Annotated in this window: 28 protein-coding genes; 13 read left to right on the top strand and 15 right to left on the bottom strand. The window is 61.1% G+C overall.

Going from position 1 to position 20,377, the window contains the following annotated elements:
• Positions 1 to 6 precede the first annotated feature (6 nt).
• The 13 genes from ABQJ48_RS22680 to ABQJ48_RS22620 form a co-directional block, all read right to left on the bottom strand.
• Positions 7 to 528 carry a head-tail connector protein gene (locus ABQJ48_RS22680; RefSeq protein WP_367840241.1) on the bottom strand — a complete coding sequence of 174 codons (522 nt, stop codon included), beginning with the start codon at positions 526 to 528 and terminating at the stop codon, positions 7 to 9.
• Between the two features lie 53 nt (positions 529 to 581).
• Positions 582 to 1,820 (bottom strand): phage major capsid protein, encoded by a 1,239-nt coding sequence (locus ABQJ48_RS22675; protein ID WP_367840240.1) that lies wholly within the window; start codon positions 1,818 to 1,820, stop codon positions 582 to 584.
• Between the two features lie 83 nt (positions 1,821 to 1,903).
• Positions 1,904 to 2,584, bottom strand: coding sequence for a head maturation protease, ClpP-related (locus ABQJ48_RS22670; RefSeq protein ID WP_367840239.1), 681 nt, complete (start codon positions 2,582 to 2,584; stop codon positions 1,904 to 1,906).
• Positions 2,581 to 3,909, bottom strand: coding sequence for a phage portal protein (locus tag ABQJ48_RS22665; RefSeq protein WP_367840238.1), 1,329 nt, complete (start codon positions 3,907 to 3,909; stop codon positions 2,581 to 2,583). The genes ABQJ48_RS22670 and ABQJ48_RS22665 overlap by 4 nt, the downstream gene beginning before the upstream one ends.
• Before the next feature lie 41 nt (positions 3,910 to 3,950).
• A complete protein-coding gene (locus ABQJ48_RS22660; protein ID WP_367840237.1) occupies positions 3,951 to 5,654 on the bottom strand; it encodes a terminase large subunit in 1,704 nt (567 codons plus the stop codon).
• On the bottom strand, positions 5,651 to 6,199 hold the full coding sequence (locus ABQJ48_RS22655) for a phage terminase small subunit P27 family (RefSeq protein ID WP_367840236.1): 549 nt from the start codon (positions 6,197 to 6,199) through the stop codon (positions 5,651 to 5,653). Before ABQJ48_RS22655 ends, ABQJ48_RS22660 begins: the two co-directional genes overlap by 4 nt.
• A gap of 216 nt (positions 6,200 to 6,415) precedes the next feature.
• Complete coding sequence (locus tag ABQJ48_RS22650; RefSeq protein WP_367840235.1) at positions 6,416 to 6,787, bottom strand: HNH endonuclease; 372 nt, start codon at positions 6,785 to 6,787, stop codon at positions 6,416 to 6,418.
• Complete coding sequence (locus tag ABQJ48_RS22645) at positions 6,777 to 7,067, bottom strand: hypothetical protein (RefSeq protein WP_367840234.1); 291 nt, start codon at positions 7,065 to 7,067, stop codon at positions 6,777 to 6,779. Before ABQJ48_RS22645 ends, ABQJ48_RS22650 begins: the two co-directional genes overlap by 11 nt.
• 225 nt (positions 7,068 to 7,292) lie before the next feature.
• A complete protein-coding gene (locus ABQJ48_RS22640; protein WP_367840233.1) occupies positions 7,293 to 8,063 on the bottom strand; it encodes a hypothetical protein in 771 nt (256 codons plus the stop codon).
• Positions 8,064 to 8,330: 267 nt separating this feature from the next.
• Positions 8,331 to 11,072: a VapE domain-containing protein gene (locus tag ABQJ48_RS22635; protein WP_367840232.1), complete on the bottom strand. Its 2,742-nt coding sequence runs from the start codon at positions 11,070 to 11,072 to the stop codon at positions 8,331 to 8,333.
• A gap of 169 nt (positions 11,073 to 11,241) precedes the next feature.
• The gene (locus tag ABQJ48_RS22630; RefSeq protein WP_367840231.1) at positions 11,242 to 11,394 is read right to left on the bottom strand and encodes a hypothetical protein; all 153 of its coding nucleotides are present in this window, start codon (positions 11,392 to 11,394) and stop codon (positions 11,242 to 11,244) included.
• 224 nt (positions 11,395 to 11,618) lie between these two features.
• Entirely contained in the window at positions 11,619 to 12,128 is a 510-nt protein-coding gene (locus ABQJ48_RS22625; RefSeq protein WP_367840230.1) for a phage regulatory CII family protein, read from the bottom strand.
• Positions 12,129 to 12,243: 115 nt separating this feature from the next.
• A complete protein-coding gene (locus ABQJ48_RS22620; protein ID WP_367840229.1) occupies positions 12,244 to 12,471 on the bottom strand; it encodes a hypothetical protein in 228 nt (75 codons plus the stop codon).
• Between the two features lie 118 nt (positions 12,472 to 12,589).
• On the opposite strand from ABQJ48_RS22620, the gene ABQJ48_RS22615 reads away from it, so the two are divergent.
• From ABQJ48_RS22615 to ABQJ48_RS22555, 13 genes are all read left to right on the top strand, one after another.
• Positions 12,590 to 13,090 carry a helix-turn-helix domain-containing protein gene (locus ABQJ48_RS22615; protein WP_367840228.1) on the top strand — a complete coding sequence of 167 codons (501 nt, stop codon included), beginning with the start codon at positions 12,590 to 12,592 and terminating at the stop codon, positions 13,088 to 13,090.
• Complete coding sequence (locus ABQJ48_RS22610; RefSeq protein ID WP_367840227.1) at positions 13,035 to 13,544, top strand: hypothetical protein; 510 nt, start codon at positions 13,035 to 13,037, stop codon at positions 13,542 to 13,544. The genes ABQJ48_RS22615 and ABQJ48_RS22610 overlap by 56 nt, the downstream gene beginning before the upstream one ends.
• 146 nt (positions 13,545 to 13,690) lie before the next feature.
• Positions 13,691 to 13,888 carry a hypothetical protein gene (locus ABQJ48_RS22605; RefSeq protein WP_367840226.1) on the top strand — a complete coding sequence of 66 codons (198 nt, stop codon included), beginning with the start codon at positions 13,691 to 13,693 and terminating at the stop codon, positions 13,886 to 13,888.
• A gap of 9 nt (positions 13,889 to 13,897) precedes the next feature.
• Positions 13,898 to 14,029 (top strand): hypothetical protein, encoded by a 132-nt coding sequence (locus tag ABQJ48_RS22600; RefSeq protein ID WP_367840225.1) that lies wholly within the window; start codon positions 13,898 to 13,900, stop codon positions 14,027 to 14,029.
• Positions 14,030 to 14,037: 8 nt separating this feature from the next.
• The gene (locus ABQJ48_RS22595; RefSeq protein ID WP_367840224.1) at positions 14,038 to 14,235 is read left to right on the top strand and encodes a hypothetical protein; all 198 of its coding nucleotides are present in this window, start codon (positions 14,038 to 14,040) and stop codon (positions 14,233 to 14,235) included.
• A gap of 117 nt (positions 14,236 to 14,352) precedes the next feature.
• On the top strand, positions 14,353 to 14,586 hold the full coding sequence (locus ABQJ48_RS22590; protein ID WP_367840223.1) for a hypothetical protein: 234 nt from the start codon (positions 14,353 to 14,355) through the stop codon (positions 14,584 to 14,586).
• Complete coding sequence (locus ABQJ48_RS22585) at positions 14,583 to 14,825, top strand: hypothetical protein (RefSeq protein WP_367840222.1); 243 nt, start codon at positions 14,583 to 14,585, stop codon at positions 14,823 to 14,825. The genes ABQJ48_RS22590 and ABQJ48_RS22585 overlap by 4 nt, the downstream gene beginning before the upstream one ends.
• On the top strand, positions 14,818 to 15,261 hold the full coding sequence (locus ABQJ48_RS22580) for a hypothetical protein (RefSeq protein WP_367840221.1): 444 nt from the start codon (positions 14,818 to 14,820) through the stop codon (positions 15,259 to 15,261). Before ABQJ48_RS22585 ends, ABQJ48_RS22580 begins: the two co-directional genes overlap by 8 nt.
• Positions 15,254 to 16,534 (top strand): ParB/RepB/Spo0J family partition protein, encoded by a 1,281-nt coding sequence (locus ABQJ48_RS22575; protein ID WP_367840220.1) that lies wholly within the window; start codon positions 15,254 to 15,256, stop codon positions 16,532 to 16,534. Before ABQJ48_RS22580 ends, ABQJ48_RS22575 begins: the two co-directional genes overlap by 8 nt.
• Positions 16,531 to 16,983 carry a hypothetical protein gene (locus ABQJ48_RS22570; RefSeq protein WP_367840219.1) on the top strand — a complete coding sequence of 151 codons (453 nt, stop codon included), beginning with the start codon at positions 16,531 to 16,533 and terminating at the stop codon, positions 16,981 to 16,983. The genes ABQJ48_RS22575 and ABQJ48_RS22570 overlap by 4 nt, the downstream gene beginning before the upstream one ends.
• A gap of 5 nt (positions 16,984 to 16,988) precedes the next feature.
• Positions 16,989 to 17,288 (top strand): hypothetical protein, encoded by a 300-nt coding sequence (locus ABQJ48_RS22565; RefSeq protein ID WP_367840218.1) that lies wholly within the window; start codon positions 16,989 to 16,991, stop codon positions 17,286 to 17,288.
• A complete protein-coding gene (locus ABQJ48_RS22560) occupies positions 17,285 to 17,674 on the top strand; it encodes a hypothetical protein (RefSeq protein WP_367840217.1) in 390 nt (129 codons plus the stop codon). The genes ABQJ48_RS22565 and ABQJ48_RS22560 overlap by 4 nt, the downstream gene beginning before the upstream one ends.
• Positions 17,671 to 17,901, top strand: coding sequence for a hypothetical protein (locus ABQJ48_RS22555; RefSeq protein WP_367840216.1), 231 nt, complete (start codon positions 17,671 to 17,673; stop codon positions 17,899 to 17,901). The genes ABQJ48_RS22560 and ABQJ48_RS22555 overlap by 4 nt, the downstream gene beginning before the upstream one ends.
• Positions 17,902 to 17,940: 39 nt before the next feature.
• Here the strand turns inward: ABQJ48_RS22555 and ABQJ48_RS22550 are convergent, their stop codons facing one another.
• Positions 17,941 to 19,245, bottom strand: coding sequence for a hypothetical protein (locus ABQJ48_RS22550; RefSeq protein ID WP_367840215.1), 1,305 nt, complete (start codon positions 19,243 to 19,245; stop codon positions 17,941 to 17,943).
• A 238-nt stretch (positions 19,246 to 19,483) separates the two neighbouring features.
• Complete coding sequence (locus tag ABQJ48_RS22545) at positions 19,484 to 20,314, bottom strand: hypothetical protein (RefSeq protein ID WP_367840214.1); 831 nt, start codon at positions 20,312 to 20,314, stop codon at positions 19,484 to 19,486.
• Positions 20,315 to 20,377: the final 63 nt, after the last annotated feature.

The raw sequence follows: 20,377 nt of genomic DNA, 5'->3' as shown, positions 1-20,377 counted from the left end.
CGCTCCTCAGGCAGACCAGATCCGGTAGGCATCAAGCAGGCTGTCCAGGTATGACAGGCTCACCGTCGCCGCGCGGTTGTCCGCGATCTCAGTCTCACGGTTTTCATAGAACGTACCGACCGTCGCAAGAATCCATTGCACGATCGGCTCGGGCACAGCATCTGCGGTATCGCCATAGCCGGCCTTGTACGTCGCCACGATGGTGCCTCTGGGCAGGCCACACAATGTCGCGTTGTCGCCCGGCTCGAACGTGTAACCAGCCACGTCCTCACCAGCCGACGTAACTGACACAATCGACTGCACCGGCCAGCGCGTCAGTTCAACGTCGCCCGCGCAGCGGGGAAACCGCTCCCGCAACGTCTGCGTAATCAGCGCCCGCCCGGTGATGTTTTCCGCGCGTGCGGTTGCCGCCTGCAGATAGATCGTGATCAGATCGTCTTCGACCGTTCCGTCCACGCGCAGATGCAGTTTCGCCGTGTCGAGCGATACGGGCATCTGGGTGGGCGGTGCGATTACCTGAACCATCATCCCCCTCCGCTATAAAGTGACTTTGGCGGCCGAAGCCGCCCGCCCATCGCCGCTTAAGACGCCGCTTGCTGCAGCGCCTTCCACGCACCGCTGACATCGATGCTGCCCGCGTCACCGCGATAGAACGCGAGGAAGCCCACCTGACCCTTCATCGTGAAATTGGAGTCGGTCATGCGGAACAGCATCACCTGCATCACATCGCGGATCAGATAGTTCGTGAAATCCCCAAACAGAACCGTTTTCGCGTTGGCGGCGGCCACCGGCATGTACTGGTTAATGGTGTACTGGTAGCCGAGGATCGTGTCGGGCTCTTTCACCGCGACGCCCGGCAGCCACAGCGGACGACCATAGCCATCCTTCAGCCTCTTCAAACCCTTCAGTGTCTGGTCATGGAACTGCCAGCGCACCTTCGGCGAGCTGCGGTAAGCGGGGTCCACCGAGTGCTCCAGCTCGACGAGGTCCGTGTACTGGACATCGGCGACGTCCGCTGCCGTTGCGCCCACCGCTGCAGCAACGAGTGCGCCCTGCGGCTCATTCGTGCCCGTACCCAGAATGTATTTACGCTCAGTGATCCGTGCGATTCGCGTGGCGAGCGCGGTATGGATGTAGCCTTCCAGGTCGATGCGACTGTCCTGCAGCAGTTCGATCGGCACCGCGACCGACTTCGAACTGAACTTGTAGGCATTGATTTCCTTCATGCCGAAGTTAAAGTCCTGCGCCGCGACCAGAGTGTTCTGTCCGACAATCTCACCTTCCTGAGCCGTCGAGTCCACGGTCGGCCACTGGATCTGCTGGCCGGTGCCAGTACCGATCACGGTGGCTACGCCCCGCATGCCGCCGAAGGCCTTGAGTGCTTCGATCAGTTGCGTTGCGAAGTCGGTCGGCACCAGATAGCCGCCGGACGCGACGTCGGTGCTCATGTCGTTGCGCACGCTTGCTGCACGCTGGGCGACGTACTGGCGCTGCTGCTCGTTCAGCGCGTCCTTGCCTTCGCGCAACCAGGTGTTGAAGATCGACTTTTCCATCGTGACATTGGCATGCGCCTCGTCCGAGGAAATGCCGCCCTGATCGGCGCGGTTCTGCGTGCGGCCAAACTCGTGCGCCGCTTCGTCAAGCACGCGCTGGTTGCGCGCGATCTCGGCATCGGTGCTTTCGATGTCGCGGGCGAGCTCGTCATACTTGGTCTGCTGCTCGGCACCCCAAGCCGAGCCGGTGTGGTTATCAACGAGGTTGCGCAGCTCTTTGGACATCGAGACGCGGCGCTCCCGCAGTGCTTGAATAGATACAGGCATTGAATGCTCCGAAGTGAGGTGCCCGCACGCGCGGGCATAAAAAAAGCCGCCTCGCGGCGGCCAGACATGCGCGGGAGCGACTCCTACGCAATGCGTTCCAACATTCGCACGCGGCGAGCGCGATCGGCCGCCGCAAAATCAGGTTCATGCTCCGTGAGCGAGCGCGGAGCGTTCCGGTATGCGCCGAGATCCCAGCGGTTGTCGGCGGATTTGGCCGCGACAATGTTGTCGACCAGCCCCGCGTCCTTCGCTTCCTGTGCGGTGAACCACGTTTCGGCATCCATCCACGCCTTGACCTCGTCGAGCGTCTTGCCGGTCTTCGCGGCATAGTCGTTAGCAATGCTCGTATCGATCTTCTGCAGCATTGCGATCGTGTCGCCCAGCTCGGCCGCGTTCCCTACGGCTACGGTCCACGCGTTATGCACCATCATGAAGGCGCCCTCAGCGATGTTCACCGACTTCGCGGCCAGCGCGACGTATGTCGCCGCGCTCGCGGCGAGTCCGTCGATGTGTGCGGTCACGTTGCCGTGCTGCTGGATTGCCGTCGCCAGCGCGCGGCCGTCAAACGCGTCGCCACCCGGCGAGTTGATACGCAGGTTGACCGCGCCTTTGGCATCTTTCAGTTCCTTGATCACGTCCTGCACGGCGATGCCATACCAGCCGCCTATGGTGTCGTACAGGTAGATGTCGGTGCCGTCGGCGGCGTTACTGACCCGAAACTCCGGCTTTTTCTGGTTGAACAGCGAGAAAATCTTGTTTTTCATTCAGGAATCCCCTCAGGATCAGTTGTATCCGGCTTTGGCGATGGCTCGCCGCCTGCCGGCCCCTTGTCGCCGTCTGCGGCGCCCGTATCGCCAGACGCAGGGGCGGTTGGAAAATAGACCCCCGCGCATGCGCCACCGAGCGGGGGCATGTTGAACCGCGACCGCACCTCGTCGATCGACATCCAGCCCGGCCCCTGAGAGCCGCCGATAGCCTGCCGGTAATACGCCGCCTCCGCCACCGGATCGCCACGCGTGAGACGCGTCACGTCGAACTCGCCGTAATACCGGGCGCTGCGAAACGTCTTGCGATTGATCTCCGCTTCGTACCGGTTCAGATACGGCCGCACCGAATAGAGCACGAAGCCTCGTCCCATTTCCGAAACGCCCGAGCCCCAGCTGGTCGTTTTTGAGGTCTCGCCGATCATGAAAGGCGGCACACCGAACGCCCGTGCGATGTCGATGACCTGAAACGAGCGCGATTCGAGCAACTGCGCATCGACGGCCGTCATCCGCAATTGCGTCACGTCGCCGCCCTCGCCGAGGATGGCCGGCGTGCCGACGTTATCGAGGCCACCGTGTTTCTTGACCCAGTAATTGCGCAGATCCTCCCGCTGCTCCTTCGAAAGTTGCTTTGGGAACTTCAGCACGATGTCGGACATGTTGCCCTTGGTGAAGGCCTTGTCCGCCAGTTCCTCGGCGTGCTGTGCGATCGGCACCGCGCGACTGGCCGCATACTTCAGCACGGACATCGAACGCCCTGTACGAGGGTTGAAGCCCGGCCCGGTGAAGTGCAGGATGTCGTCCTGGTCGAACGCGACCGGAATCATTTCATCGCCGTACGTCGTCGGGATCGACACAACGTAGTAGTACCGCCCGTCCTTTAGCCAGACCCAGACCGAGCGCGGATCGAGCGGAATGATCTCGTCGATGATGGTCGGGTTTCTCGCATTGCGGATCAGCAACGCGAACGCATCGCCGAAGAAGCACTGTGAGGTGACAAAGTACTCCCACATCATCGGCGCGGACATCATCGCGCAGGGCTCTTCGTTGAACTTCCACCATAGCGGATGATCGTCGGCGAGTGCGCGTGCCGTACCGTTGCGGCGGTAGATCTCCATGCGCATTGAGGCGACGGCGCCACCGAGCAGGCGCACGCAGGCGTACACCGCCGAGGTGCGCATCGCCTGGTCCGGGTTGACGGTCGCAAGGCCGGTTCCGGTGACGAGGAGGTCGGACAATTCCTCGTAGTTGACCATCGTCACGGCGCCAGTGTCGTTGCGGACGTCTGGCGCCGACGCGACCGGCAGCGCCGGTTCGGCCCGCATGGGAGACGACGCCTCGGCTCGCCACCTGAATGGATTGAACATTAGAGCTCCACGAATACTTCCGAATGCCCGTCGCTTTCACCAGGCAGGATTGCCCGACCGAGGGCCATGATGGCCGCGACGACGCCGTCGATCTTGTTTTCCGGCCGCTCTTTACGCGGATAGATGTTGTCTTTCTGATCGCGATGGCACACGACGTTACTGATCATCCAGGCCAGCACCGGATCACCGTCGTGCTCGATCTCGCGCTTGAGCACCAACGCTTCGAGCTGCTTCATAGGCTCACTGAAATTGAGCACTGTCGGTCGCATCTCAACCATCGGCACGTTGTCGGCCAGCAGATGACTTGAAAGCTGCGTCGCCTGGAACGGATCGAACGGCACCTCGGCGACGTCGAACAGCGCACAGTCCTCGCGCACCCCGTCCTCGATCAGATCAAAGTCCGTAACCTCGCCCTCCGTCACAGTCAGGATCCCGCGCCGGCGCCAGCCGTCGTACTGGCTGTTGTGCGCGTTTTCGACGGCACGCTCTGGCAGGTAATAGGTGCCGAAAAGCGCCCATTTCTGCCGGTCGCCGGAGGGTGGAAAGAGGCGGATCTTCGCGGCAATGTCGACCTTGCTTGCCAGGTCGAGCGCCACATAACAGCGCTGGCCATAGAAGTCTTCGATCCGCAGCTCCGGTTTCGCGCAGGCATCCCATGCCCGCATGTCCATCCATGCGCTGTCGGCGTTGACCCAGACGTTCAGACGCTTGGTCAGGAAGTTGCCGACCGCGCTGGGCATCGACATCGCCTTGCGGCACGCCGACTCCATATCGTCCGCCAGAACAGAGACGCCGTAGTTCGGATTCGCCTTCGGCCAGCAGGCCGGATCCGCCCAATCGTCCCCCTCGTCGATCGTGAAAATGATTCCGAAGAACGACTCGTCGACGACGACACCCTCAAGGATCTTCGTCACGTGCGTGCGCTGCTCGTAACAGATCCCGGTGCGGTCCGAGCCGGCCGTCGTGATCATCCACAGCAGCGACTGGTCGCGGGCGCCCGTAGCCGAGTCGATCACATCGAACACCGCGCGCGTCTTGTGCGCGTGCAGCTCGTCGATGACGCCGCCGTGCACGTTCAGACCATCGAGCGTGCTGCCTTCGGCGGACAGTGGCGTGAACTTGCTTGCGTCGTCCGGAACCAGCATCTGATGCTGCAGCACCTCGATGCCGAGCGCCCGGCACATGTCCGGCTCGCGCAACGCCATCGCCTTTGCATCATCGAAAACGATCTTCGCCTGATCGCGCGTCGTTGCCGCGCTATACACCTCTGCGCCCGGCTCACCATCAGCGGCAAACAGGTACAGGGCGACGCCGCAACTCTTGGTCGACTTCGCGTTCTTGCGGGCGACTTCCTCGTATGCCCGGCGATAGCGGCGAAGCCCGGTATCGACGTGGACCCAGCCGAATACCGTCGAAAGCACGAACACCTGCCACGGCTCCAGCACGATGCGCTGGCGTGTACGCGCCCACTTGCCCTTGATGTGAGGCAGCAGCTCGACGAAGCTGCAGATCCGACTCGCCGCCTCGACATCGAAGCGATACGGGAACTCCGGATCGCGTGCCTCGGCACGGACGTGATCGTTGCGTTGGCGCTCGCAGGCGCGCTTGACCCACTTGCACGCGACGATCCGACCGGATAGCACGTCGTCAATGTAGCCGTTCGCAATGCCCACGTAGTCCGGTTCGTCGCGCTGCGTACTCATTTGGCGAACCGGCCCCAGCCGGTGTTTTCCGTCTCCAGGCCGGGCAGCGCCAGCTGGTTTGTCGACGCGGTCACGCGTGAGCGGCTCGCCGGCGACAGCCCGAAGCTCTGCAGAAACTTGTGGACCTGATCCTGCAGCGAGTTGATGAGACTCACTTCGACCGCCTGCTGGCGATAGCCGGAAGGCGCGACGTCGACGAACGCCTCGGTTGACGTCTTGCCCTGAGTGGCGAGCAACTCCTGCCGCTTCTGGAAGGCGGTCTCCAGTTCGACCAGCCGGCCCCACGCCTGACAGTAAAGCGCAAGCGCCGCGCGATCCAGCCGGCTGATCAGCCCGAGCTGTTCCAGCTCCGCCGACACCCGTTTCCATTCCTTGCGCGCTTCCCTGTTCAGATGGCGCGGTGCGTCAGGAATGGCAACCTCGGGATTGACACCGTCCGACAGGTTGATCGGTCGTTTGCCGGGGTTGCCGCGAATGAGTTTCAGCGCCGCCGGCGCCGGTTGTGGACCACGTTGACCCATATGTGCCAGGGGGCGCTTGGACACCCCCCCTCGATAACTTGCGCGCGGAAAAATTTGGCTAAACACGCGGTCCCATCTGGCGACCGGCCAGACTTTCGGGCACCCCCCGCTCAGGCCGCCGCGCTTGCCCTGACCGGCTTCGGAAGCGGCATTGCGCGCTTCGGTAGAAGCCTCCAGGGGCCACCTGTCATTCGGCGGCCGGCGGCGGCAAAGCAACTTTGGGGAACGCGCCACAGGGCGTTACGACGTCCGCAGACGGGCGCTTGCGCTTTCGCGCGCCGTCTTGGCCTTGTGGCACGGCTCGCAGATGGATTGCAGGTTGGATTCAGCGTCCGTGCCACCCTCGGCCTTCGACTTGATGTGATCGACCTGTGTCGCACGCGTTACACGACGTGCCCGCAGGCATGGCTGACACAGGCCGCCGTCCCGCCTGAGGACCAGTTCCCGCAGCCTCGTCCATGCCGCGCCATAACCGCGCGCGTGACGGCTTCCGCGCCGCTTGTCGCTGACCCAACCGGTCCGGTCATGCGCGTGTTCGGTACAGAAGCCCGGTTCGGCTACCACCGTTCGGCAGCCGAAGTGGCGGCATGGAGTAGGTGCTTTACGTGGCATCGCGGCCGGGCAGATGCGCGCGCGCCTTGGCGACGAGCGACCGGACGCGCTGCGCCGTCGTGCTGTGAATGAACCACGCGCCGACTTCCGCTTCGATCTCATCGAGCCACTGATGCGACGGATGCTCGTCGGTCGCAACCGGCGCTGCAGGTTGGTTGGCAGGCGCGTCGCCTGCACTGCCATCCACCGGCGATGCCGCTGCTGCAGTGCCTGTGTCGCCATCGACAACGGAAAACCGCAGCGCAAGCGCGCGCAAGAAAAGGCTAGGGACCGCATGCATAGACGCTCCTGAAATGCAAAAGCCCCGAGGGCTTTCGCGCTCAGGGCTTGGGTTGAATTCGATGTTTCGTGAAGGCGCACGCCTCCACACGACCTAACGGGCTCCAATGATTATTTTTATGTCGCCGAAAGGTTTGCACGACTAACGCGCGGTGCCAGCGTATGTCCAGTGCCGCCGTAAAGGACGGCTCGAAATATAAAGCAACCCGTAACAACTTGCAACACGTCACGCACGGGTCCGTCGACGTACCACGTCCGCTACCGATCCGTCGATCCGATCGAGCACAGCGAGCATGCCGTGAAAGTAGCTGGCCCAATGGCGCCGGTAGACAGTCAGCGAAACACCAAGAGCCAAGGCACGAGCCGCTTCGTCCACCGGTGCGCGACGCGATCCATCGCAGAGCGGACAAACCTGCGTGTGGGACACACGGCGCTTTACCTGAACGACGCCGCGACCGAGGCAATGCTCGCATCGTACGTAGTGCCGGATAGGCAGCGGACCATAACGGCCCACCAGCAACGGAATGAATTCCTCAAGTTCGAGAAGCCGGCCAGTTCGATCACATACATGGCACTCAGCCGTCTGCGTGGTCGGAACCATCGCGTGACCGAAAGCTATGCCACGGCCACCGCACTCAACGCACATGTCGGCTATCCACTCGACAAGCAGCCGGCGAGCAAACCGTTCGATGATGTCGGTCAACGCCCGCTCTGCTTTTTCGCGCGCCTTCGGATCGCGCGTCGACTTTGCGTCGCGGCCGGTGAACTTCGACCGATTGAATTTCCCGGATGATCGGATCCGGTTCGCAAGCAGCAGCGTAGCGCGGTGCATGCCGGCCCGACGTATGTCCTGCCCATACTTCATTCGCCACAGCAGGTTGCCCAACTCATCAGCAAAGGCGATCGCACCCAAAGTTACTTTTGGATCACCGATCGACTCACCAAGTTGACTGCGCACATTCATCGCGACACCGGCTTGCTCTTTCAGATCGATCATCGCTTGCCCCCAATCTGTCCCATTGTCCCAATGTCCCAATGAAAAAAGGTCGTGGATGCGCGCGGGCGCCTGCGACGTGCGCACCCTCGCCTGCACGTCGCGCACGTCGCACGCATCACGCGTACGCATACGAGGCGATGCGCTCGGGACGTCGGGACATGGGACGTTTTGCGGCGCGCCGAAAGGTAATCAGCAGCGCGCCGATATACGCTGACGCGCGCGCCAAAGCCTGCGGCGGGCAAGCAAAACGGCGCGACAGGATTGGCATCAAAGCGGTGCGTCATCGTCGTGCTCCGCTTGTTCAAAAGCGACGGGCGTCGCGGGAACCGGTACGTCGACGGGATCCGGAGGCGTGTAATACCATTCGCGATTACCGGTCGATTTACGCTTGCGTACCCAGCCGAGCGACTTCATTGCCTTGCCAACGCGGCGCTGCTCTGCCGGCGTCCACTTGGCGATCTCAAGCTTCAGGCAGTCGCCGAGGATGTCCTCCATCGTCACTTCGCCAAGGATGGCGATATGACGGGCGATCATCGTTTCGTAGATGTCGCCTTCGTAGCGGGCTTCCTGCTCGGCGGAGAACAGCGGCTTTTCGGCCGGCAGAACCTGCCACGGCGTGGGCAGCACTCCGCCCGCCTCGGTGTTCGCCGCGTCCCATTCGATATACGTCTGATAGGCTTCCGCCCAGATCTGGTCGCGATCGTCTGCCAGCCCTTTCAGGTCGAGCGGCGACCCGGCTTTGACCGGCCAGTAACGACGGTTCCCTGATTCATCCTTCAGGTATGTGTCAAAGTTGACCGTGCCGCCGAAGACGCTTTGACGTGGTACATCTATCGCCCGCCTCGCGTAGGGCGGGCGATACGTATCGACTGCCGTGGTGAAGAAACGCTTGGCGTTCGATGAATCGCTTTTGCTGAGCGCGTCCAGCTCGGCAAGCTCGATCACCCACTTGCCGGCCATCACGGCGAACGCGTCCTTGTCGCCAATGACGATGTTCGCGTCGGTGAACCACTGCTGGCCGAACAGCGTCCGGAACGCCGCCGACTTGCCGGCGTCCTGCACGCCCTCAAGAATCAGCACGTTATCCATCTTGCAGCCAGGACGCATGACGCGGCCAACAGCGCCGAGCAGCCACTTGAACCCGGCCAGCTGGACATACTCACTGTCCGGAACCAGCAGGTAACGCGTGAGCCACGACCGCAAGCGCGGGACGCTGTCCCATTGCAGGGCAGAGAGGTAGTCCCGCACTTCGTGATACCGGTTGCGATCGGCAACGAGGAATGCCGCATCCATGACGACGTCACTGCGTGGACTGAATGAATATGTCTGACCGAGCCAGAGCACGCAGCGTGCGTCGTCACGGTCGGTCCACTCGCCGGTCTCGCCGCCTTCAAACGGCGGCGGCTTGAGCTTCATGATGCGCAGCGAAAACTGCTCGAAGCCGAAGACGCCCTGCCACTTTTCATCGTTGGACAGAATGGTGAATACGTTGTCGAGCGATGGCAAAATCGCCGACGACTTCTCTGCCCGCCGCAAGCGTTGCCGCCACGTGAATGCACCGTTCTCGGCGTCGATGTTTGCCCTAGCCGCGTCAGCTGACGTCGCGCGGTGAGGCGAATGGGGATCGATTACCGTGCGAACATCGTTCGCGGCCGGCGCCGAGCTGACGCCCGCCTTCTCCATCGCCTCGATCAACGCTGCCGCGCGGTTATAACCGATCCGCAGACCGCGCTGCACGCCCGAAACTGTCGCGCGCTTGCCCTGACGTACCAGTGCCACAGCCTCGCCGTAGAGCGGATCTGCAAGTTTGGCGACGGCATGCAGGTGCGGAAAAGGCGGGAGATCGTGCGCAGCAGGAGCCAACACCGCGAGCAACGCAGCCTCGATCTGCGCCTTGACGATGTGCAGGCCTTCCTCGCAATGCAGATCGTTGTAATCGGTCAGCTTGCGGTCGCCGCGCGCGGCGAACCGCGGATATACGACACTGGCGTTTCCGACTTCTGCCGCTGTTTCCTCGGCACGCTTGCGGCCCGTGTTCTCGAAGCGCCATCTGCGCTCCGGCATGACGTTGTTCCAGACCGCTAGCTCGATGTACTCCACCCCGCCATTGATCTGCTTGTACTCGGCATGCAGCGTGTAAGAAGTGTTCTTCGATTCGATCTCTACCTGCTCGCCACCGATGACCAGCTCACCTTCATAGCCGTAGTCGGCGGCCAGATGTTCCCGCAGGCGCTGCTCGATCTTCCAGTCGTCGTCGGCACAGACCAGCAGGTGAAGATCCGGATAGGCCGCACGCAGCGCACGAGCTGCGGGCAGGATGCCTCCTGCGTCAAAGCAGACCGACAGAGGGATCTGTTCGCCGGTCGCCATCCGGATCGAGCGGCCGGTCGCGTAGCCTTCAGCGATCATTGCTATGCGGTCGTCGACGCCAATCTCACCGATACGCAACTCAGCGCCCTTCTTTTCCATGCCCTTGTTGAAGCGCTTCGCGCCATCGGGCGTGACTTTCTGAAGGCCGACCATTCGGGGCTCATCGCCACCATACTGATACATAGGCACGAGCAGCGTGCCCTCGGCATCAAAGCGCACGCCCTCGGGCGTGATCTGCTTGCGATCGAGGTAAATCGACTGGCCGTCGACGAACGCATGTTGCCATTGGTGGCGGGCACGATTGGCCGCCATCTTCGCCGCATGCAGGCGCTTACGCTCATCCTCCCGCTCGATCTCAGCCTGACGTGCACGTGTAACCGCCAGATCTTCCGGCGCCGCCGCCTCGCCCTGCCATTCGAAAGTCTGCGCGCCGTTGTCGTCGCCGACCCAACGACCGAAGGCGCCGATGTAGCCAAGCACCTGACCGTTACGCACCACCTGGTGGATCGAATACCAGAACTTCTTGGCCGGACCATAGCGGTGCGGCTTGCCATTGTCCGATACGCGCGGATGACCTTCGGGAAGCTTGGGGTGCCCAGCAGCCGCGAGCTGCGCTGCAATCTGATCGAGTGATGCCATGCTTTAACCCGTGATCAGGACAGACCCAGCGTCGAAAAGGCGACGCCATCTGGCGTGGCCCGCCGCAAATCGGCCTGCGCAGGCGACGAATTTGGGCGCGAATGGATGCCGCGCACGAAGCGCGGAAGCGGTACTGGACAAAGTCACTTTGGATCCCCCGGTAATTGCTTTATTTGCCACGAAGCCGACGCCATTCAGCGTCGTGTGACGCTTTGAAAACTTCGATTTGCTCTGCGGTGAGATAACCAGCGATGAAGCCAAAGAAAAGCCCGCGCTCGGTGCGCGTGCGCAGCGTTGCGCAATAGCTGGCAGCGGACAACACGAAGTCATCCAGATGGCCGACCTGCCGTGCGCGAACAAGGAGCATGTCGACCGGAAAGGTCGGCAAGAGAGTCGAGAGGAATGCGGCTACCCGCGTCGGGGCGTGCGCGGCGAGGCGAGCCAGCTCAATTGATGCGCAATGAAGCTGGTGATCGAGGTCACAGCACAGTCCCGCATTGGCGCGGTACTGATTGCAGCACGCCATTCCGGCCCGGAACTGCATGCTTAAACTCGCCCGAGCTTGCTGATGCGCATGACCACCCTGAGCAGACGATCGAGGCCGCGCTGATGTTTGCGCGCGGCGACCGCTATGGCATCGGCTTCCTGTTCAGTGATCCTGCCGTCAGCGACGGCCGAGTGAACTTCACCTGCCACGACGCCGCTTTGACGTGCGAGGTCCAGCGCACCGAGAACGACCGCATCGACGCCGTCGCCATCTTCTGCGTCCACAGCTTCGGTTGCTCTTAAGCCGAACCGTTCGTTGAGGGCATGAATTGCGTCCCGCGCTTGCGCCTGACGCTTTTCTTCCATCCACTCGATCAGCAGTTCAAACATTTCCATCGAGAGCCGGTTGTCGCCTTCCCCGCGCAGACGCAGGCGCAGCGACTCTGAACCAATATTTTTACCGCGTCGATTGGCCAGAAAAGCAGCTGCGTCTGCGACGCCTCCTGGTGTATCTCGGACAGACGTATAGAGAACGTCGAGCCACTCAGTACCGCTATATCTGCACGTCATTTCAATCCCCGATGTCTTTGGATGTGTGGCTTTTCATACTGCTTACCGGGCATCGACGCTTCTACTATGCGAGCGTGCTAACACAAACATCTGCCCTGACATGTTCAAGAAAGCTTCAGTGCGACGCCCGAGCGCCATCGGTCAACGCCGCTTGCTCCGGCCGACTCGTGAAGTAATCCAGCAAGGCCTGCACGGTGGAGACACGCGGATCGCGAACGATGCCGCAGGCGATCTTGGTGAGGGTCTGGTACGGCACGCCGCTTCTGTCGGAGATCTCCGGCCAGGTGCCGCGTGTCTCGTCCAGCTTGCGCATGACGGTGTCCAGCATCTTTTCCTGTGGCATTTCTCAGCCTCCAAACAATGCAAATGACCCGATCATATCCGTTTGGGGATATTTCCTCAAGTGGACAGCCGCCTAAAATATCCCGCAAGGGGTATCCATATTCGGCAATATTCCGCGTATGAACAGGAAACCTCTCAGGGAAGTGTTGGCGGAAAACGTTCGGGCTCAGATGGCCCGAAATCCAGCCGTCGACACCCAGACAAAGCTGGCCAATCGAGCCGGCATTTCGCAGAGTTCCGTCGCACGCGTGCTGGCGGGCAATGTAGACACACAGATCAGCATTGTCGCAGCGCTCGCAGACGCGATCGGCGTGACGCCTGGCCGTCTTTTGGACGATCAGCATAGGCAGCCTGAGCTGCAGCTCGACAAAGAGCGGTTTGCAAAGCTGCCAGCAGCCGAGCGGGCCAAGATTCAAAGCTACATTGATTTTGTGATGGCCCAGCCTGAATTGGCTGGGTCCGACTCATTCTCGATTTCGGGAAAGCTGACACACACTAAAGATCAGGAAAATCGCACCCGCCAAGCCGCTCGACGTCCTACTTCTAAAGAATCGTTGAGCATCAATGAAAACAAAGACCAAAGTATTTCGGGACATCGAGGCCACAAACGCGGGAAGTAACGTCCTCCACTTTCCTGCTTCGGAGACAGCAGTACAGGCGCGCAATCTTCTGGCGCGTCAAAAGACAGTTCGCGAACGGCTCGCCAGCTTGGCTTGCGCCAACGACGGTGCTGCGCCAGTCGCGATCGCAATGGCCATCGTCCTCCCTGATGGGACCGTCGAATTCAGTGCCACTGGCATTGAACATGACTTTGCAGCGCCCGCTGCAGACGCCCTCGACCGGCTATCAACCGTCCTTCGCTTTCACGCCGCAACACCCCACCGCCGCAAAGACCTGTTTCAGCGGGGGGGCGCGACGCTCGCCCCCCTCGTCTCCCTTGCCTTCATGGCTGCGACCTACTTTAACGACGTTGCGTGGATCGACTCCGCGCTAATGCTCGCCAACCATCTGACCGTCAGCTGGCTCAGCAATCGGTCCCGCCAGTTAGATCTGAAGCAATCCTCTAGCGGTTAATCGCCCTCGCATCGCCTGCCCGGACAGTCGGTCGGGGCATTGATTCCGAGAACGGATATCCCCAAACGGATTGACAGGAAATATCCGTTTGGGGATACTTCGACCGGAGCGCGCCATCCCGTCGCGCTACTGATACGGAGATTTTCGTGACATCTCTTCCCGATTCAGCTGGAAACAACCGCCGGGCGTGGCTTCTCAGCCTTCAGACACCCATTCAAAGTGACTTTGAAAAGTCACTTGCCTTCCGCTTGACCGTGATCGTCGCGGTCTTCGTGATCGGCATCAACGTTCTGGAGCTGGCACCCGCGCCGGTCGTCACCCACGCCGCTCACGCCACGGTCTGAGGTGACGACATGGCAAAACGCAACCACAACGCGCAGCACAAGCAGGAAGCCCCTGCCAGCGTCGTCGTCTTTTTTTTCGTGATCGCCCTTGTATTTGCATTCGCGAAAGCCGCGCCCGGTCTGGCGCGACACATCGCCTAGGAGAGGACATGGCCAAGCGGATTCCCGTCACCGATGTCGACATCGCGCGCGAACACCGCCTCCGCCATTTCCCCGGCTCCCCGGCCAACGCTATTCCCGCTCTGCGGATCTGCCTCGCGAATTGCGCCGAGCTGCGGAAAAAGCGAGCGCAAGCTAACCAACCCACGCTGGACGGCAAACGTCTTGCTGCCGGCGATATCGACTGACGCCACATGCAAGAACTAAGACTTCAGGTTCCGCAGGAACCAACACGCCGAGACACCATCGGCCTGCGCACGTACGTTAAATACGATCCGATGGCACCGCGCGCAACGACTCCGATCATGGTCGGAAAACACGTTGTCGCGCGTCGCCCGCTTCACGGCAGCGTCCACACGCTCTACATGATCATGGACGGCAGCACTGTCGTCGGCACGTCCATATCAGTCCCGAACGAGGCGGATTGCTCAGCCGCGCTCGGCAGACATCGCCGCACGCGGGCCGCCAGTCTGGCCGATACGACGATCGCCAAAGCGAAACGCAAGTCTCGCGCTCAGCCGGTCAAGGAGGTCGCGTGATCTTCGCCCTTCTTGTCGCGGTCGCCACGTGCTGCACGGCGTGGTTCATGACGGGTCCGGCTGACAAACGCCACATCGGCTACCTGTCGGGGCTCGTCGACGCCGTCCTTTGGCTTTTCGCTGGCGTGTCGGCCGGCAAGCTCATCGTCGTCATCATCGCCGCATTCTGCGCGCTGTGCTTTGTCCGGCCGTTCCTGCGCACACACCTGAATGCCCGTCTCCGGAGGCAGCATGGTTAATGACCTCACACCGATCTGCAAAGCGTTGATTGGTCTTTTCGCGGTCCAGCGTGAGCCGCTGACCATCACCAACGTCCAGCGTCTGCTGCCCCACGCCGACCCGCAGGTAATGCGCGACACGCTGCAGATGCTCGTGCGCACGGACGTAGTTCGGCAAGCAATGCGCCGCATCGTGTACAGCCACGACAGGGAGTTCGTCTACTGGCTTGCAGGCAATGACGTTGGCTCATTCGCTGGCACCCAGCTTCACTATCCGCCGAGCTCACCTTCTGACGCAACCATGGCCGACGTGGCGGGCATTACTCGCGCGAGCGAAAACCCAATGCTGGAAGCCGGCAATGCGCACGAGCTCCGCATCCTTCGCCTGGCACATAAGGCGATCAGCGCCGAGATTGAACGCCTATCGCGTGGCGAACGGGAGCCGAACCATGCCTAAGACCAGCCCGCTCGTTCTCGATGCGATGATCGTCACCGGCAACACGAAGGCGGCCATCAAGACGGCCGGTGGTGGATCGTCCGATCTGTGGACCGTACCGCCCGACCAGCTGCACTATGACCCACGCGACAATGTGCGCCCCCTGAATCAGGACCGCGTGCGCCACCTGGCGGATCTGATCAAGGCGAACGGCTACGACCGCAAGAAGCCGCTCGGTTGCTTCGTCCGCAAGGTTGGTGGCGAGGACCGCATTTTCGTGTACGAAGGTCAGCACCGATTCCACGCTGCATTGCTGGCCATCGCCGAAGGCATGCCTGCTGACAAGGCGATCGAGCGCCTGCCGTGCGTCATCGACGAAGCCAAGTCGGTCAGCCGCGCAAACCTGATCTATGCCGGCATCAACAACAACGACGGCGAGAAGCTCACGCCGCTTGAGCTGGCTGAGAAAGTGGTCGAGCTGCAGGCTATCAACGAGACGAATGCAGACATCTGCAGGCGCCTGAATATCACCGACCAGACGATCCGCGACGTGCTTGTACTCGCACACGCGCCGGCAGCTCTGCATAAGCTCGTCCGCGACAGGGTCGTGGCGTCGACACTGGCGATCGAGGAGATCCGCACGCATGGCGCGGCGAAGGCACTTGAACGTCTTTCGACTGCTGCGGCTCAGGCCAAGGCCAGGGGGAAAGCGAAGGTCACCAAGAAGGTGCTGGCAAAGCCTGACGCGCACAAGATCACTGACGTGCAGGCAAAGTCACTTTTGCAGGCGCTGCAGGCCGTGCTGCACGACCCCGTATTCGGCAAGCTTTCGCCGGGCACCATCGCAGGCGTGCACGCCGCGCTCACGCCGCATGCCGATCTGCTCGACACGGTATCGACGAAGCGCACGAAGTATCCGATTCACGCCGCGAATGCCAGCGGCGTCTTCGTCGGGTGCGAAACGATCAGCGCACCGAAGCTGAAACGCACGGGCCTGTCACCTGCAGAAATCCACCTTGCGCAACCGGACGACGGCGTCTGGATCTATTCGCGCACGCTGCGCATTGGCAACGGCACGTCGTCGGCACTTCCCTCGATGCGTGATTTCACAACGACGTATCCGACCCGCATGCAGGCCATCAGAGCGGCCGTGAGCGACTTCACGCGCGCGCTTGACCGGTCGGACAGAACGAACGCCAAGGAAGCGCCAACCGTCCGTGCGTGGCTCGACAAGCTGTCTACGATGCCCGATCCCGACTGGACCGAGGAAATGGCGATGGAGGCGGCGCAATGACTGTTCGCCCGGCCATTTCTACCCCACGTCAGCTGCCGCGTAAGCGGGAAGCGGCGGACAAGCGCCCACGGCTTTCCCTCGCTGGCGCCGTCCCGGCGCACGCATCGAACGACGACGTCAACAGCAGCGGGCTCGCGCCCGCCAAAGCAATCCAGAAGGACGAAGCGCCGCTCGCGCGGCGCAAACCTATCCAGACGGACGAAGGCCAGTCGGATTCCCGACTGGCCACCCTCGCGCGAATCGAAGTCCTGCGCGCTGAAATCCGGAAGCTGACCGAGGACATCGCGCTCGGCGCCGACATCGAGCTGCTCGACCTCATGCGCGACGAGACAGGCAGCTATAGCCGGCACAAAGTAGCGCAAGAGGCGCGCACTTGGGCGGAACAGGCTCGCCTGTCCATCGAAACCGGTTTGATGCAGCTCGATCGTGCGCTGCATCCGTCGACGTGAAATCTATGATGAGCATCAACGAAAAAGAATTGCGCGCGATTCACCTGCAGGCGTGCGCTGCGGTCCTGAAGAGCGACGAGAAGCTTACGCCTGAAGCCGATGAGTTCTGGCCCGTCTACCTCCTTGCAGCGCTGTCCGCAGCGGGAGCGACTCGTGCCGGCATGCGGGCAGCGGCGCTGGAAGAAGCCGCGAACGTATGCACGGCCAGAGCAGAACTATTTGCTAGGACGGGAAGCCGGCCTTTGCAGCGTGCAGCGTTAAATTGCGCCGAAGCCATCCGCACCCTGCGCGAGGTCCGATCATGAGCCGCGCGCCGCTTGATTCAGGCCGGTACGTGCCCATCGTCGTGAATGGGCACCGCCAGTGGACGCGTGACCAAGTTGCTTTGCGGGCCGAGATAACCGAGCTGCTCAAGCAACGAGGTGGCATGCCAAAAAAGCGAATCATCATGACTCTGGCAACCGCACAGGCGGCGATAGATCTAGCGCTCGCGGCCCTGTTACGCGGCGGCGCCATCGAGCGCTATCGCGCAATGAGCGTGCGGCGTCGGCTGGACGAACACTGGTGCCTGGCCGGTCAGACACCGGGTGCCAGTGTCACAGCAAACTTTGTCTGCTACAACGCGGCTGCCACTCTGGCGGCCATGCAACAACATGCAGCAATCATTCACGCAGGGAGCGCTGAACGGTGAGCCTACTTACCCGCGCCTACATTCTCGAAAAATTCGGCGTGCGTCTGACGATGGGGCAGCTCGCCACCCTGCTTGCCATGTCCGAGGGCACGATCCGCAATCAAGTCAGCGCCGAAACGTTCCCCATACCAACGTACAAGGAAGGCGCCGCACGATATGCGGCTTACGATGCGGTGGCCGACTACCTAGACACGATGTCCGAGCAAGCAAAACGCCGCGCCGCATAAAATTAAGCAGGCGGCGCTGAGCACTCAGGAAAGACCGGGCTAACTGAGCGGGTTGAGCATCTCCGCCGCCACTTCTTTGGCGTCGACGTGTTTGATGAAGAAATAGAAGGTTGAGTCGACGACTTGTAAAACGCGCTTTTGCGTGTCGTAGTCGATGATCGGTGGCGAAATTGATTTGGCAGCCTGGAGATTTGCTAGCCCACCGAGCAGGTTCGTCATGTCCGATGACCGCACATCTTCGCCGCGATGGTGAATAGCCTTGATGCCGTCGTGCAGGACAGTCCGATGCATGCCATCGGCGATGCCTTCGAATCCTTGTTGCAGGATCACTTGGACCAGATAGTAGGGCAGAAATAAAGGCGGCAGGTCGCCTTTCGCTCCACCGGTCGTATGACCTGCAGAAATTGCCTCTAGCGCCCTCTGGTGACGCGCGGCGTAGTCATGCGTTTTGACTTCGATTGCGCGCTGCAGACACTCCACGTTGTCTATCCTTCGTTTCAACCGTTGCCATTCGAACACCTTCGCCTCAATACAGATGCCCTTCAGCAGTTCCTGAAAGACGCCGATACTGGAAAACGACGCGCCGATGGCGCCGTTGACCAGCGAACTGTGTATTTCAATGTTCAGTTCGCGCGCGCCCTTTTCCGCGACACGGCGGAAATCGGCTTCCACCCAGGGCTCAACAGGCACTTCGACCACGCGGTCGAGCAGGTCGCCATTAAACTGTGCCATGCGGTTTTTCTCGCGCCATACACCGAGAATCACAAACCGCACACCCAGTTCCTGGAAGGCACGCAAGTCAAACGCGAATGCGCGCTGGATGTCATCGTTGAGATAGTGAAAGTTCTCGAGGATGACCCACTTCTTGCAGTTGACCCGCTCAAGAAGGTTAGCCACGGTCTGCGGAAGTTCCAGGTTGACCGGAATCTCCTCATAGTTGACCTCTTGTCCGGAACCAGCCTTGAAATCCCCTTTTGTCTCTGCCTCGGCCGAGCCGAACAGCGGGATCAACGCTTTGAATTTTGCGCTGACTCCTGCACTGGCCTCAGTGGATCGTTTGTCGGTCGTTCCACTGATCAGGCGTACCCCGGCGGCGGACAGCATCTGCTGATAGACGTCGATGAGCTGGGTCTTTGGAGTCAGGCTTACCGGCAAGTGATCGGCGTAGGGCAGGTGCTTTGAGACAAGCGCGGTTTTACCTTGCTTCGATGAGCCGTAAACAACTACCTGCTTGCCCGATTTCAGTGCCTCTCGAAATCGCGTATCGATGTCTTCTCGCTCGACATAGGATCGAATGGGCTTCGAAGTGACGCCAAACACATCTTCCAGTTTGTACACGGGCATGGAGGGAACGGGTTTCTAGAGGTGCTCCCTTCTACAGCATTGAGAGTCGCGACGCAAGCACCGGTCGGATTAGGCTATGCAGATCGGGGCAGCGCCGAAGTGTTCCCGATGCCGACGTACAAGGGGCGTCGCGTTATGCAGCTTACGACGCTTTGGCCGAATATCTGGATCGAATGTCTGAAAAGGCAAAGCGCGAGGCAATCGCATGCTAGACCGTTCGCGCCATGCCGACCAACGTTCACCGGACTTCTTTGAACTGATCCGCCAGGGGCCAGTAGCACCGATGCAGCCGAGTGCACAGAAGGCCGTCGTAATCCTGGTACGTCGAAGGCGTGGACGTACTAGCGAGCGTCGACCATTGAAAAAATTCTGCGCTTCCCCCTTTGGTTCGGGCCAAAAGCCCTTTGTCCAGGTACCGGATCACCGCAACGTTTTGTGGCGGAGCTCCAGTGACTGTTATCGTGGTCGAAAGAGGCGCGAAATGTACTGCCATTCCAGCCATGTGCCCTACCCCCCAAAGCGTGACTGCCGCCGGCGGCCCAAACACGAGTAGGGTTAGGACATCAGCAGACCACCGTCGCAGTCCGCCGGGATGCCCAACGCTCCAGACGGCGAAGGCTATCCAAAGTGCCGACACCCCCCCGACCAGGCCTATGAACACGCTGTCGCCGACCACTAGATAAGCGATCATCATAGCGATGCCGATCGCCGCTGCCGTCAAGAACAACCTGCGATGGCTCTGACGAACCTTTCTCCACAGCGCCGCGATGTCAGGGTTCTTGTTTTCGACCGGTTTCAGGGATGGACCCATTTTGCTCGTGAATCTGACCACCAGCATTTGAGAGGCGGTCATCATAGCGCCCATCAGGATGACGAATGGAAACCAGAACACTGCGCTTTTCGCGTGGTCAACCAGCGAGGTTGGCACCTGTCTGAGCGGCATTCCAAGCGCATTGAAGAAGCCCCAGTCAAAGAGAATTGACGCTGGCAAACTCAGTGATGCCGCCAAACCCACCATCTTTACTACCTGCTCTGCCCCAAACGTCTTTTGTTCTGCTTGCTCCGTCATTGTTTTTCTCTCAATTGGAAGCCGTCGGTAGTCTCCGGACGCGGTTCGCGATCAGCTCCCTGC

The sequence above is a fragment of the Paraburkholderia suaedae genome (genome assembly GCF_040812055.1).
Classification (GTDB): Bacteria; Pseudomonadota; Gammaproteobacteria; order Burkholderiales; family Burkholderiaceae; genus Paraburkholderia.
The sequence above is the reverse complement of the archived record's forward strand: the minus strand, read 5'-3'. Positions and strand labels throughout refer to the sequence as shown.